At 70.6% G+C, this 12,509-nt stretch carries 12 protein-coding genes; 3 read left to right on the top strand and 9 right to left on the bottom strand.

Translation table 11 applies throughout. The features are described 5' to 3' along the window. Positions 1–14: 14 nt before the first annotated feature. Positions 15–1,181 carry a glutamate carboxypeptidase gene (locus QTI51_RS33365; RefSeq protein ID WP_116912906.1) on the bottom strand — a complete coding sequence of 389 codons (1,167 nt, stop codon included), beginning with the start codon at positions 1,179–1,181 and terminating at the stop codon, positions 15–17. Positions 1,182–1,465: 284 nt separating this feature from the next. Here QTI51_RS33365 and QTI51_RS33360 point away from each other — a divergent pair, with 284 nt between their 5' ends. Beyond that, positions 1,466–2,110 (top strand): TetR/AcrR family transcriptional regulator C-terminal domain-containing protein, encoded by a 645-nt coding sequence (locus tag QTI51_RS33360; protein ID WP_116912733.1) that lies wholly within the window; start codon positions 1,466–1,468, stop codon positions 2,108–2,110. Between the two features lie 10 nt (positions 2,111–2,120). Here the strand turns inward: QTI51_RS33360 and QTI51_RS33355 are convergent, their stop codons facing one another. After that, entirely contained in the window at positions 2,121–2,873 is a 753-nt protein-coding gene (locus QTI51_RS33355) for a siderophore-interacting protein (RefSeq protein ID WP_116912732.1), read from the bottom strand. A gap of 283 nt (positions 2,874–3,156) precedes the next feature. On the opposite strand from QTI51_RS33355, the gene QTI51_RS33350 reads away from it, so the two are divergent. Together QTI51_RS33350 and QTI51_RS33345 are read left to right on the top strand one after the other, a co-directional pair. Next, positions 3,157–3,777, top strand: a complete 621-nt coding sequence (locus QTI51_RS33350) for an RNA polymerase sigma factor (protein ID WP_116912731.1) — start codon at positions 3,157–3,159, stop codon at positions 3,775–3,777. A 5-nt stretch (positions 3,778–3,782) separates the two neighbouring features. Then, a complete protein-coding gene (locus tag QTI51_RS33345) occupies positions 3,783–4,835 on the top strand; it encodes a FecR family protein (RefSeq protein WP_286517468.1) in 1,053 nt (350 codons plus the stop codon). A 27-nt stretch (positions 4,836–4,862) separates the two neighbouring features. Here the strand turns inward: QTI51_RS33345 and QTI51_RS33340 are convergent, their stop codons facing one another. The 7 genes from QTI51_RS33340 to QTI51_RS33310 all read right to left on the bottom strand — a co-directional run bounded on the left by QTI51_RS33340 (position 4,863) and on the right by QTI51_RS33310 (position 12,482). Next, a complete protein-coding gene (locus QTI51_RS33340; protein WP_132748995.1) occupies positions 4,863–5,117 on the bottom strand; it encodes a hypothetical protein in 255 nt (84 codons plus the stop codon). A gap of 17 nt (positions 5,118–5,134) precedes the next feature. After that, the gene (locus QTI51_RS33335; protein ID WP_286517436.1) at positions 5,135–5,374 is read right to left on the bottom strand and encodes a hypothetical protein; all 240 of its coding nucleotides are present in this window, start codon (positions 5,372–5,374) and stop codon (positions 5,135–5,137) included. Positions 5,375–5,486: 112 nt separating this feature from the next. Next, positions 5,487–6,935, bottom strand: a complete 1,449-nt coding sequence (locus QTI51_RS33330) for an efflux transporter outer membrane subunit (protein ID WP_116912903.1) — start codon at positions 6,933–6,935, stop codon at positions 5,487–5,489. A gap of 11 nt (positions 6,936–6,946) precedes the next feature. Beyond that, on the bottom strand, positions 6,947–8,992 hold the full coding sequence (locus tag QTI51_RS33325; protein ID WP_116912729.1) for an ABC transporter permease: 2,046 nt from the start codon (positions 8,990–8,992) through the stop codon (positions 6,947–6,949). Next, entirely contained in the window at positions 8,989–10,176 is a 1,188-nt protein-coding gene (locus tag QTI51_RS33320) for an efflux RND transporter periplasmic adaptor subunit (RefSeq protein WP_503011569.1), read from the bottom strand. Before QTI51_RS33320 ends, QTI51_RS33325 begins: the two co-directional genes overlap by 4 nt. Before the next feature lie 12 nt (positions 10,177–10,188). Next, positions 10,189–10,797, bottom strand: coding sequence for a Fur family transcriptional regulator (locus tag QTI51_RS33315; RefSeq protein WP_116912728.1), 609 nt, complete (start codon positions 10,795–10,797; stop codon positions 10,189–10,191). Then, the gene (locus QTI51_RS33310; RefSeq protein ID WP_116912727.1) at positions 10,794–12,482 is read right to left on the bottom strand and encodes a cyclic peptide export ABC transporter; all 1,689 of its coding nucleotides are present in this window, start codon (positions 12,480–12,482) and stop codon (positions 10,794–10,796) included. The genes QTI51_RS33315 and QTI51_RS33310 overlap by 4 nt, the downstream gene beginning before the upstream one ends. Positions 12,483–12,509 lie beyond the last annotated feature (27 nt).

The following is a 12,509-nucleotide window of genomic DNA, read 5'->3' as shown; positions in this document are numbered from 1 at the left end:
GATCGATGGGCCGGTCAGTTGCTCGCTGACAGGTCCATCAGCATGCGCGACAGCAGGTAGAGGCGCGGCACGACACTCTCGACCTCCGCGTATTCCTCCGGCGTGTGGATGCCGCCGCCCACGATGCCGAAGCCGTCGAGCACCGGCACGCCCACGCCCGCCACCAGGCTCGCGTCGGCAGCGCCGCCGCTGCTCTCGATGGTGAGCTTCTTGCCGATTTCCGCGTAGATCCCCTCGGCCATCTTCACCAGCTTTTCGGACGACGGCAGGCGCGGCATCGGCGGCAGCCCGCGGCTCAGGCGCACGCGCACCTCGGTCTCGGGAATGAGCTTGTTCTGCGCGATGCGCACCATGTCTTTCTCGACGCGGTCGAACTCCTCGGGCGTGGCCACGCGCACGTCGGCCTTGGCGCTCGCCGTGGCGGGAATCACGTTGGTCGGGCCGTTGGCCGTGAGCACGGTGAAGTTGACCGTGGTCTTCTTCGCGGCATCGGCCGTCTTCGACAACTGCAGCACCTGGTGCGCCACTTCCATCGCCGCGTTGCGGCCGGCCTCGGGCGCCACGCCCGCGTGCGCGGCCGTGCCCTTCACCTCGAGCAGCGCGGTGGCCGAGCCCTTGCGCTCCACCACCAGGCCGTCGGCCGGGCGGCCCGGCTCCAGGTTGAGCGCCACGTCGTGCTGCTTGGCGATGCGCTCGATGAGCGCGCTGGTGCCGACCGAGCCGGTCTCCTCATTGGTGTCGAGCAGGAAGGTGATCTGGCCGTAGTCCTTGAAACCGATCTGCTGCAGGATCTTCAGCGCGTACAGGCCGGCCACCACGCCGCCCTTGTCGTCCATCACACCGGGGCCGTAGGCGCGGCCGTCCTTGATGTAGAAGGGCTTGGCCGCGGCCGTGCCGTCCTTGAACACGGTGTCCATGTGCGCGAGGATCAAGATCTTCTTCTTGCCTTGCCCCGTGAGCGTGGCGACCACGTTGGTGCCCGGGTGCGGCTCGGCCGGAAAGGTCTCGATGCGTGCCCCCAGCTTGCGCAGCTCTTCCACCGCGATCTCGCGCACCTTGTCGAGCCCTTCGATGGTGGTGGAGCCGGAGTCGATGTTGACCATGCGCTCCAGCAGCTTCAGCGCCTCGTCCTTGCTTTGCGTGGCCGCGTCGAGCGCGCTCTGGTGCGGCTTCTGCGCCATGGCCTGGCCGGCCAGCAGCGCGCAGGCGAGCACGGCGCCGTGGCAGGCGGTGCGCGCCCAGCGGCTGACGCTCGAAGTGGAGGTCGAGGTCGAGGTGACGGAATAGGAGCGCGTGCGAGTCTTCATGTTGTGCGTTGGGTTGTACGTTTGGGTTCTGTAGAGCAGTCCGAAGCAGTCCGACTGAGGGGGCCGCGGCAGGCTATCACCCGCGTCGCGAACGGGTCAAGCCGCTGACTACACTAACAACGTTAGCCTTACTTCCCACGAAAGAAACCGGACCCCCGATGCGAATCCAGCGCGACCAGATCATTGCCACGGCCTTGGTGCTGCTCGAAGAAAACGGCCTCGACGGCCTCACGATGCGCGCGCTGGCGCAGGCGCTGCAGGTGCAGGCGCCCTCGCTGTACTGGCACTTTCCGAACAAGAAGGCGCTGATCGACGGCATGGCCGACGCGCTGGTCGAGGGCGTGGCGCGCGAGCCGGTCGACGGCCTGCCGTGGCAGGACGCGATTCGCCTCGTGGGCGAGCAGTTGCGCCAGGGCCTGCTCGCGCACCGCGACGGCGCCCGCGTGTATGCCGGCACCTACGTGACCTCGGAGAACACCCTGCGCATGGGCGAGGCGATGGTCGGTCCGCTGCTGCGCGCTGGCGCCAGCCACGAACTCGCGGCCTGGGGTTCGTTCAGCATGATGTATTACGTGCTCGGCTTCGTCATGGAAGAGCAGGCACTGGGCCCCGACCAGCACGTGGACCTGGCCGGGAACCAGGCAGACCTGCTGGCCATGTCGAAGGAGCGATTCCCTTCGGTGTTCGCATGCGCGGGTACGCTGTTCGACACCGACCTGGAAGAGCGCTTTGCGCTGGGCCTCGACATTTTCATCGCCGGGCTGGCGAGCAGGATCGAGGCGCCGAAAAAGAAGAAGCGATGAGCGGCCGGGCTCAGTCGAGCCCGGTCTTCCCCGGCGCCCAGTAGGCCTTGGCCATGATGCGCCGGGCCTCCACGCCCTGCGCCTTCAGCGCGCGGCTCACCTGGCGGATCGACGAGGCCTTGCCAGTCAGCACGTAGCGCGTGTCGGAAGACAGGGGTGACGACATCGCGGCCTGCAATTCAGCCAAGTGCGAGTCGTCGGTGCGGCGCTCCATCAGCGCCAGCGGCCGGACGCCCAGCGCGTCGAGCACGTTGCGCGATTCGGCGATGGCGCCGACTTCGAACACGGCCCGCACATCATCACGCGAACCCAGCGACGCCACGAGCCCGAAGGAGGTCTCGTCGCCGAAAAACACAACCGGCCCCGCCTGCTGCACCAGCGGCGCCAGGTCGAGCGAGCGGCGCGGGCCGAACACCTGGCGCTCGTCGCCCGGGCCCGCATGGCGCACCCAGTCGCTTCCCGGCCCCTCCCCGTGCGCGAAGGCCACGATGCGGGTCACGCCGCGCGCGGCGTCCCAGCGCATGGGCGTGTACGTGCGCGTCATGAAGCCGCCATCGAGCTTGATCTGCACCTTTTGCCCGGGCGACCAGCGGTCGCCCTCGAAGGTTACGCCCTCGAGGTCGATGAGCCGGAACCGCGGCGACAGCGTGGTGGCCGCGATGACGCGTGCCGGACGCAGGAACAGCCGCGTGAGCGTGCGTTCGACAAGCCCCGGCTGGAGCGCGCCTGGCGGCGATTCGGACCCGATGTTGGAAGAAGACATGAGCAACTCTTTGGACGGCTTGAAAAGAAAAACGCGAGTCAACCTGACAGCGTTAGTTTGGCGTCGGATATTAATCTAACAACGTTAGTTTTCGGGTTGATCCACGACGCGGGCATGGGCATCGAAGGCGCCACGCAGACCTTCGCCCAGTTAACAATCGGTGATACACTCCAATAAGAATAGTTCTTATTCACTCCTCCCGAGGCCATCGACTCCCGCCATTCATTGCGCGCGGGCGTAAGACCTCGGGGTCCATCGTCGATGCTTGCGAGAAGGCGGCCGGATGCGCGACCTCGTTCAGGAACTGGTAGCTCACTATGCGGACCTGCGCCGGCAGCTGACCCGCGACCTGCGCGACCCGCACTACGCGGCCGACATCGCGCAGTCCAGCTTCGAGCGCGTCTACACCGCGGCGCTCAAGGCCCGCGGCGGCACGCGCGACGATGCCCCGCCGGAGGGCGCCGAGGCGGCCGGCGGCACCATCGAATCGCCTCGTGCCCTGCTCTTTCGCGTGGCGCGCAACCTGTGCATCGACGACGCGCGCCGCCGCAAGGTGGCCCAGGAATGGGCCGGCGCGCACGACGGCATCGGCACCCACCAGACCGCGCAGTCCAGCGAGTACGTCGTGGCCCAGCAGCGTGTGCTGGCGCGCGTGGTCGAGACCATGGAAAAGCTCCCGCCGCGCCGTCGCGAGGTGTTCCTGCTGTTTCGCGCGTACGGCCATACGCGCGCCGAGATCGCGCTGCGGCTCGGCATCACCGAGATGGCCGTGGCCAAGCACCTGCTGCGCGCCACCATCGACTGCTCGCGCGTGTTCGCGGAACTGCGCGCCGAACTGATCGAGCCGCAGGCGGTGTCCAGCCGCACCGGCTTCGAAACGGCGCTGGCCGAAGACTTCTCGTGAACGGCATGGCCATGGGCGCGCCGCGCGAACGGCTGGTCGAACGCGCGCTCGCGCTGATCGTCGAAGGCGAGATGGCGCCCGGCGACGCCGCGGGCCAGGCCCGCACGGCGCTCAACCAATGGCGCGGCAAGTCGGCCGAGCACGCGGCCGCCGTGCAGGAAGCACGGCAGCGGTGGGATGCGCTCGGCGGCATGGCGAACGACCTGCGCGCGCATTTCGACGCGCCCGATGGCGCGCTGATGGCCAACGCCGCCGCCTCGGCCTCCTCCGCAACGTCGGCGCACCGCCAGCAGCGGCGCAAGATGCTGTTTTCCATCGCGGGCCTGCTGGGTACTGGCCTGCTCGCGGGGCGCGGTGTGCAGTGGTATTGGCAGCAGCCGGTGTTCCGCTCGGCCTACGAAACCCGCACCGCGCAGATGCTGAAAGTGACGCTGGCCGACAGCCGCGGCGCGCTGCCGGGCAGCCAGCTCGACCTGGCCCCGCTCAGCGCGATCGACGTGGCGCTCTACCGCCAGCGCCGCGTCGTGAACATGACACGCGGCGAGGTGCGTTTCGAAGTCTCACGCGATGCGGACCGGCCGTTCGAGGTTCGCACGCGCGGTGCCACCATCGAAGTAGTCGGCACCGCGTTCACCGTGCGCGACCGCGGCGGCCCGATCACCGTGGGCGTGGAGCACGGCCACGTGCGTGTGCGGCTGGCGCCGCGCCCCGGGTCGCAGGGCACCGAGGCGGAGGTGATCGACCTGCGCAAGGGCGACTTGCTCGAGATCCAGGACGGCCACGCCACCCCCGTGCGCCAGACCGACACCGCGGCGCTCTCCGCGTGGCGCAGCGGCTGGCTGGTGTTCGAGAACACACCGCTGGGCGACGCGCTGGCGGCCGTCAACAGCTACCGCACGCAGCCCATCCTCACCACCAACATACGCATCGACGCCATGCGCCTGTCCGGGCGTTTTCGCACCAACGATTCCGACGGCCTCGTGGCCGTGCTGCCGACCATCCTGCCGCTGTCCGCGGTGTCGCGCCCCGACGGCAGCGTGGCCTTGCAGATGCGCTGACGGCGCAAGGTGGCTCGCGGAGAAACCTCAGCCTCCGCCGCAGGAACCGCGCGGACCGGGCAGACCGGGCAGACCGCGCAGATCGCCCGGCTCACCCACCGGGTGCCCCGACCTCACCAGCCCCCACTCGGTCAGCGCGATGTCCAGCGCGCGCGCATGCCGCGCGTCAGCGCCCAGCCACTGCGCGAGCCGCTCGGCGTTGTCCAGCGTGGGCGCGGCGTGCAGCGCGGCGAAGAGCGACGCCGCGCTGGCCAGGCAGGCGTCGGGCACCAGGGCTTGCAAGGCCGGCGCGGCCCGCCTCATTCGAGCCCACCGGTGGGCGGGTGAAAGTGCCTGCGGCGGTTGACGACCAGCGCGGCGCCGGCCAACGCCCACAACCGCAGCGCACGCTCGAAAGCCTGCGGATGCGCGGGCGCTTCATGCAGCCAGTGCGTCAGCTTCAACGCGGCCGTGCGGCATGGGTTCTCTCTGAATTCCATGTAGAGCCGCCAGGCGGTCTCCTCGGCGGAGGGCGCCTGCGGATGGTTTTGCGGGGCCACGGCTACTCCAGGCGCTGTGTTTGATTCGGGAAAATCCCCGCGCGGGCGCCGTGCGCCAGCGGATGCGCCTGTGCGGCGCTCAAGAAAAGAGACGAACCACCGCGCGGAATGTTCAACCGGCGGTGTTCGCCTGCCGCCACCCGCCGCCCAGCGCGCGATAGAGCGACACCCGCGCCTGCAGCCGCGCCAGGCGCAGCTGCACCGCCAGGTCCTGCGCCGCATAGAGGGTGCGCTGTGCGTCGAGCAGCACCAGCAGCGTCTCGGCGCCCGCGCGGTAGCGGGCCTCCGACAGGGCCGCGGCGCGATGGGCCTCGGCCAGCTCGTCGGCTTGCGCCGCGGCCTGCGCATCGACGAAGGACATGCCCTCCAGCGCGGTCTGTGCATCCGCGAAGGCGCCGATGACCGCCGCGCGGTAGGCCGCCAGCAGTTCCTCGCGCCGCGCCTCGGCCAGGCGCTGTCCGCCCGCCAGGCGGCCGCCGTCGAAGATCGGTGCGCTGAGCCCCGCGGCCAGGCTGTACACCGGGTTGTCGAAGAGCCGCCTCAAGCGGCTCGGACCGGTGCCCACGCCGGCGCTCAACGACACGGCGGGCAACAGGGCGGCGCGCGCTGCCAGCACGCTGGCATCGGCCGCGGCCAGCTGCGCTTCCGCGCCGGCGATGTCCGGGCGCCGCACCAGCAAGGCCGACGGCGTGCCCGCGACGATGACCGGCACGTGCAACGCGTCGAGCCGCGGCCCACGTAATTCGAAGGCCGGTGCCGCAGTGCCGAGCAGCACGGCCAGCGCGGTCCCTGCGCCTGCGGCCTGCTGCTGCAACGCCGCGAGCGTGCGCTGCTGCGCGGCAACCAGGCCGCGCTGTTGCGCCAGGTCCAGCGGCAACGCTGCGCCGGCGCGGCTGCGCGACACCACAAGTGCCAGCACGCGGCGTGCGTTGTCGAGGTTGCGCGCGGCAATGTCGGTGCGCTCGCGCAGCGCCAGTGCCAGCAGCCAGGTGGCCGCGACATCGGCCGTCACGCTGAGCCGCAGTGCGTCGCGCTCGAAAGCGCTGGCACGCAGGCCCTGCAGTGCCTCGTCGCGCAGGGCGGCGTCGCGCCCCCACAGGTCGATTTCGTAGCGCGCGGCGAAGCCCGCCGCATGGGTGGTGCCATCGACCACCGCATGGCCGCCGAGGCGGCCTTCGCGTGAAACACCGAGGCTGGCCGTGACCTCGGGCTGAAGCGCGGCGCCGGCAATGAGCACCCGCGCACCGGCCTGCCGCTCCCGCGCTTCGGCACCCGCCAGCGCATTGCTTTGCGACTGCGCGCGCGCCACCAGCGCATCGAGTTCCGTGCTGCCGAAGCTGCGCCACCAGTCGGCCTCCATCGGTGCGGCCTCCAGCGCGGCATCCGAGGGCACCGCGCGCCACGCCGAAGGCGCCTCCACCGCACGGGGCGCGCCTTCGCCACGCAACGCGCAACCGGCAGACAGCGCCGCGCACAGCAGCGCCGCCCATCCGCCGGCATGCCCGAGGTGCCGAAGGTGCCGAAGGTGCCGAAGGTGCCAAAAGTGCCGAACAAGGCGCATGCGCGGCATCGTCACTCCCCCGCCAGCGCCACGACCGGGTCCAGCCGCGCGGCATTGCGCGCGGGCATGAAACCGAAGATCACGCCCGTCAGCACCGCACATCCGAACGCGCCCACGCTCGCCGCCAGCGAGAACAGCACGGGCACGCCGGCCAGCAGCAGCCCCACGACGATGCCCAGCCCGGCGAGCACGCCGGCGGTGCCGCCCACCGATGTCACGAGCACCGCCTCGGTCATGAACTGGCGAAGAATGTCGCGCTGGCGCGCGCCCGTGGCCATGCGAATGCCGATCTCGCGCGTGCGCTCGCGCACCGTCATGAGCATCACGTTCATCACGCCGATGCCGCCCACGATGAGCGACACCACCGCGATCAGGCCCAGCATCAGCGTCATGGCGCGCGCCGTTTCGGTCTGCACGCGCAGTGCTTCCACCCGGTTCCAGATGCGCACCTCGCGCCCGGCCTGCTGGCGCGCCAGCTGCGCCTCGATGGCCTCGGCTGTTTCCTGCGCCCGCTCGATGTCGCGCACCTGCACCGCGATCCACGTCGGGTTCGGATGGCCGTAGATGCGGGTGGTGGCGGCAGACAGCGGCACCACCACGCGGTCGTCCTGGTCCTCGCCGTCGTTGGCCCCCTTGGCCGCGAGCACGCCCACCACCTGGAACGGCACCTTGTCGACCAATATGTCCTGGCCCACGGGGCTTTGCCCGTCGGCGAACAGCAGCTTGCGGACCGTCTGCCCGATCACCGCGACCTTGGCCACGCGCAACTCGTCCTCGGCGTCGAACATCAGGCCCTCGGCCACGCCCCAGCCCAGCACGGAAGAGAAACCGACCGTGGCGCCGCCGCCCTCGGTCAGGTGGTCGACATTGCCGCGCCGTACCACCACCTTGTCCTCGATGTAGGGCGCCACGCCTTCCACGTTGGGCAGCATGCGGATGGCGTCCGCATCGGCCAGCGTCAGCGGCGCGCCGGGGTTGCGGCTGCTCGCGACCTGCGCCGACACGAACATGGTGCGGGTGCCGAAGGTCTCGAACTGCGCCATCACCTTGGCCTGCGAGCCGCCGCCCACCGCCAGCATCACGATGACCGAGGCCACGCCGATGACGATGCCCAGCAGCGTGAGGCCCGTGCGAAAGCGGTTGCTCCACATCACGCGCCAGGCGGTGCGCGTGGCCTCGCGCATGTCTGCGAGCACCGAGGCGCCGCCGTGGCCGGGCTGCGGCGCGGGTGCCATCGAAGGCGTTGCCGGCATTGCGTCAGTCGCCGATCGTGCCCCGGGTTGCGTTTCCCCCGAGTCCGCCACGATGCGCCCGTCGCTGATCTCGATGACCCGCCGCGCCTGCGCCGCCACCGAGCGGTCGTGCGTGATGAGGACGATGGTGTGGCCCGCGTCCGCCAGCTCGTGCAGCAGCGCCATCACCTCGGCGCCGCTCTTGCTGTCGAGCGCGCCGGTGGGCTCGTCGGCCAGGATGATGCGCCCGCCGTTCATCAGCGCGCGCGCGATGGCCACGCGCTGCTGCTGGCCACCCGACAGCTGGTGCGGCCGGTGGTGCAGCCGCGCGCCCATGCCCAGCCGCTGCAGCAGCGCGATGGCGCGCGCATGCCGCTCGGCCTCGGGCATGCCGGCGTAGAGCGCGGGAATCTCGGTGTTCTCCAGCACCGATTCGCTGGGCACCAGGTGGTAGCCCTGGAACACGAAGCCGAAGGCCTCGCGGCGCAGCCAGGCCAGGGCGTCGGCGTCGAACGTGGACACGTCGCGCCCGTCGAACAGGTAGCGCCCCGCGCTGGCGCGGTCGAGGCAGCCGAGGATGTGCATGAGCGTGGACTTGCCCGAGCCCGAGGCACCGACGATGGCCACGAACTCGCCCGCATGCAGCCGCAGCGAGACGCCGTGCAGCACGGTGACGACCGGGCTGCCTTCGTCTTCACCGTGCGCCGCGCTTACCTCCTCGCCTATCTCTTTGCCCGCCGCCTCGCCGCCGTACGACTTGCGAATGTCCTGCAGCTCTATCAGCGGACGGCGCCCTCTCCCCTCCGGGTGCTGCGGCGGCGTCATTCCCTGGCGGCCTTGCCCAGCACGATGCGCTCGCCGGCCTGCGCGCCGGCCAGCACCTGGGCCGACAACCGGTTGCGCACGCCGATGCGCAGTTCGCGCGGCTCCGCCTTGCCGTCGGCGCGCAGCACGCGCGCGGTAAAGCGGTCGTGGCTGCCCGCCACCGGCGTCAGCGCGGCCAGCGGCACCGACAGCACGTCTTTCTCGGCGTACTCGACGAAGGAGACCTTGGCGGTCATCTGCGGCATGAGCTCGCCGTCGGTGTTGTCCACGTCGAACAGCGCGGTGTAGACCACCACCTTGCTGGCCGCGGCCGATTGCTTCGAGCCGCCGTCGCCGCCGCCCGCCTTGGCCTCGGGCACCGGCGGCGCCGGCAGCAGCTGGCGCACCTTGCCCTGCCACTGGCGCCGGCTTTCGCCGAGCGTGGTGAAGTACACCGGCATGCCCGCCTTGATGCGGCGCACGTCGGCCTCCGACACCTCGGACCACACCGTCATCGCAGACAGGTCGGCAATGCGCAGCACATTGGGCGTCTGGTAGGTGGCGTTGAGCGTCTGGCCCTCGCGCGCCTCCACCGACACCACGGTGCCGGCAATGGGTGCGTAGATGCGGGTATAGCCCAGGCGCGCCTCGTCGGCCTTCAACGTGGCCTGGGTCTGCGCGATCTGCGCCTCGAAGTTGCGCACGCGCGCGGCCGCGGTGTCCAGCGCGGCCTCGGCGGCCTGCACGTCTTCGTCGCGCGTGGCGCCGTCGGCCGCCATCTGCCGCTGGCGCGCCTGCTGCTGCTGCGCGAGCCGGTGCTGCGCGCGCTGCTCGTCGCGCTGGGCCCGCAACCCGGCCAGCGATGCGCGGCCCGCGTCGACCGTGGCCTGCTGCACGCTGGGATCGATCTCGACCAGCAACTGCCCCTTGGCGACCACGTCGCCGGGCTGCGCGCGCAGCGCCATGACCTGCCCCGACACCTGGGCGCCCACGTCCACGTAGTGCCGGGGCTGCAGCACGCCGAGCGCCGTGACGCTCGACTCGATGGTGGTGCGTGTCACGGGCACCGATGCCACGTCCGCGCCGGCGCCGCGGGCCCAGAAGCTGGCGCCGGCCACCCCGGCCACCCCAGCCACAGCCACAAGCGACACCAGCACCAGGCCCACCACGTGGCGGCGCCCGGCGCCTTTGCTGGCACTTTTCAAATCGGCACCCCGCTAAGCAGAAAGGCGCTGGCTGCGCGGCCGGGCATGAAAGCCCGACAGCGGCAGCATGCCGGTGGCGCCCGCGGACACACCGGATGGCATGCTTTCCCGCTCGCCGGTCGTGGGCTTCGCAGCGCCCGCATGGCGGCATGCCGCGCAGGGGCCGTGGATCTGCACGTCGAACGCGCCCTGCGCCGGCAGCCCCCGGCTCGCCGCGACCCGCATCAGCACCTCGTGCAGGTCGCGGTCGTCGACCTCGGCGACCACGCCGCAACCGCCGCAGCGCATGCGCACCGCGCCTGAATCGGTATCGGGCGCCCGGTAGCGAAACACCGCGAGCGCACCGCCGCGGCTGCGCACCCATTCGCGCACGATCAGGCCGTTGTGCTCGAACTCCTTCAGGATGCGGTACACGGTGGTCAGGCTCACCGACGTTCCGCGCAGCAGCATGCGGCGAAACACCTCCTCGCCGCGTTGCGCCTCGGTGCCGGCGTCCGCCAGCGTCTGCAGCACGCAGAGGCGAACCACCGACGGCCGCAGCTGCGCCCCGCGCAGTTGCGCCATGAAGGCGGATCGTTGCGGGCCCTGCGCCAGTGGCCATGCCTGCGCTTGCTCGTTCATGCGGCCAGGCTTTCGAGTCGGGTGCGCGGCCGGTCTTCCGCGATGCGGCCGGCGCGCATGGTGATGACGCGGTCGGCCAGGTGAAAGTAGCGGTCGTCGTGCGAGATGACCACCAGCAGGTGCCCCTTGGCGCGCAGCTCGGGGAGCAGCTCGGTATAGAAGAGATGGCGGAAGGTCGGGTCCTGGTCGGCGGCCCACTCGTCGAACACCAGCACCGGGCGGCCCTCGAGGTAGGCGTGCACCAGGGCCAGGCGCTTGCGCTGGCCGGTGGACAGGTCGGTGGTGGTGAAGGAGCCGTCCTTCACCGACACCTTGTGGGCGATCTCCAGGCGCTCCAGGTAGGGCAGCGCCGCCTCGGGCAGGCCCTTGGCGGTGCTCGCGGCACCGGCGGGCCCGTCGCTCACCAGGTCCTCGAACAGGTAGAAGTCGGAGAACACGGTGGTGAACAGCTGCCGGTAGTCGTCGCGGTCCTCGGGCGCCACGCCCTTGCCGTCGACCAGGATCTCGCCGCCCTGCGGCGCATAGAGGCCGAGCAGCAGCTTGATCATGGTGGTCTTGCCCGAACCGTTGTCGCCCACCACGAAGACCAGCTCGCCCTTTTGCAGCCGCAGGTCGATCGGGCCGAGCACGAAGGGCTCGCTGCCTTCGGCCGCATCGAAGGCGTAGCGCACGCCGCGCAGCTCGATGGTGTCGCGCAGGTGGGCTTCGCCGGGCGCGCCGTCCAGGTGCAGGTGCGGCTCGGGGCTGGCGAAGCGCGTCGACAGGTCGGCAATGCGCTGGAACGCCACCTTGGCGCGGCCCACGCCCGGTAGCGCGCCGGCGATCTGGTCCATCGGCCCCTTCAGGAACAGCAGCACCAGCACGAAACCGCTCAGCACCACCGGGTCGGTGCTGCGAAACGCCGCCCAGCCCAGAATGAGCGCGATCAGCAGGAAGAACAGCGCCGAGCCGAATGCCGTGGCAATCACGTAGGTGTTGATCGCCCTGCTGTTGATGACGCGGATGCTGTCCACGATGCGCTCGATCTGCTCGCCGAACACCAGCGCGCGGCGCGAGCGGTGCATGCGCAGCTCCTTGGCGCCCTCGCTGATGCCGCGGTAGGCCTTGTGCAGCTGCTCCTCGAAGTCGCGCGCCTTCCAGAAGCCGGCCACGCCGCGCGCCTGCGCCAGCATCTGTATCGACGCGCCCAGCACCAGCGCCACCAGCAGGATGCAGAACAGCGGAAACGACAGCACCGCCAGGTAAGCCAGGCACCCCAGCGCGATGGCCAGTGCAATGAGCGTTTCCGACAGCGCGAAGGCCACGTCGCTGATCATGTCCACGTCCTGCGACAGCACCGGCATGAGCCGGTGCGTGCGGTAGCGCTCCAGCGCGTCGATGGGCGCCGACAAGATCTTCTGGGCCAGGTTCTTGCGCACCTGCGACACCAGCCGCTGGCCGACCAGGTTGGTGGACACGTCGGAAATCACGCGCCCGAGCAGCGAGACCGCGCACAGCGCCACAAAGGTCAGCAGCAGCCCACCGGCCAGCCCGCCCGGCGTGTTCAGCACGCGGTTGATGGTGGCCAGCAGCGACACCGTCGCCGCGCCCGCGCCGATGCCGGTGACCGCCGACAGCACGATCCACGGCAGGAATGGCTTCAGCAGGCGCCGGATCTCGGCGGCATTGCCGTTCGAAGTTGTCATGCGAAGGTCTTTCCGCCCGTGGGCGAC

Origin of the sequence: Variovorax sp. J22G73 (assembly GCF_030317035.1) — a bacterium.
Lineage (GTDB): Bacteria > Pseudomonadota > Gammaproteobacteria > Burkholderiales > Burkholderiaceae_C > Variovorax.
Note: the sequence above shows the minus strand (reverse complement) of the source record. Positions and strands in the feature narration are given on the sequence as shown.

Excerpts from the sequence above, each read along its gene's own strand:
- QTI51_RS33365 (WP_116912906.1), bottom strand. The coding sequence starts at position 1,181 with ATGGCGCAGAAGCCGCACCAGAGCGCGCTCGACGCGGCCACGCAAAGC.
- QTI51_RS33360 (WP_116912733.1), top strand. The coding sequence starts at position 1,466 with ATGCGAATCCAGCGCGACCAGATCATTGCCACGGCCTTGGTGCTGCTC.
- QTI51_RS33355 (WP_116912732.1), bottom strand. The coding sequence starts at position 2,873 with ATGTCTTCTTCCAACATCGGGTCCGAATCGCCGCCAGGCGCGCTCCAG.
- QTI51_RS33350 (WP_116912731.1), top strand. The coding sequence starts at position 3,157 with ATGCGCGACCTCGTTCAGGAACTGGTAGCTCACTATGCGGACCTGCGC.
- QTI51_RS33345 (WP_286517468.1), top strand. The coding sequence starts at position 3,783 with ATGGCCATGGGCGCGCCGCGCGAACGGCTGGTCGAACGCGCGCTCGCG.
- QTI51_RS33330 (WP_116912903.1), bottom strand. The coding sequence starts at position 6,935 with ATGCGCCTTGTTCGGCACTTTTGGCACCTTCGGCACCTTCGGCACCTT.
- QTI51_RS33325 (WP_116912729.1), bottom strand. The coding sequence starts at position 8,992 with ATGACGCCGCCGCAGCACCCGGAGGGGAGAGGGCGCCGTCCGCTGATA.
- QTI51_RS33315 (WP_116912728.1), bottom strand. The coding sequence starts at position 10,797 with ATGAACGAGCAAGCGCAGGCATGGCCACTGGCGCAGGGCCCGCAACGA.
- QTI51_RS33310 (WP_116912727.1), bottom strand. The coding sequence starts at position 12,482 with ATGACAACTTCGAACGGCAATGCCGCCGAGATCCGGCGCCTGCTGAAG.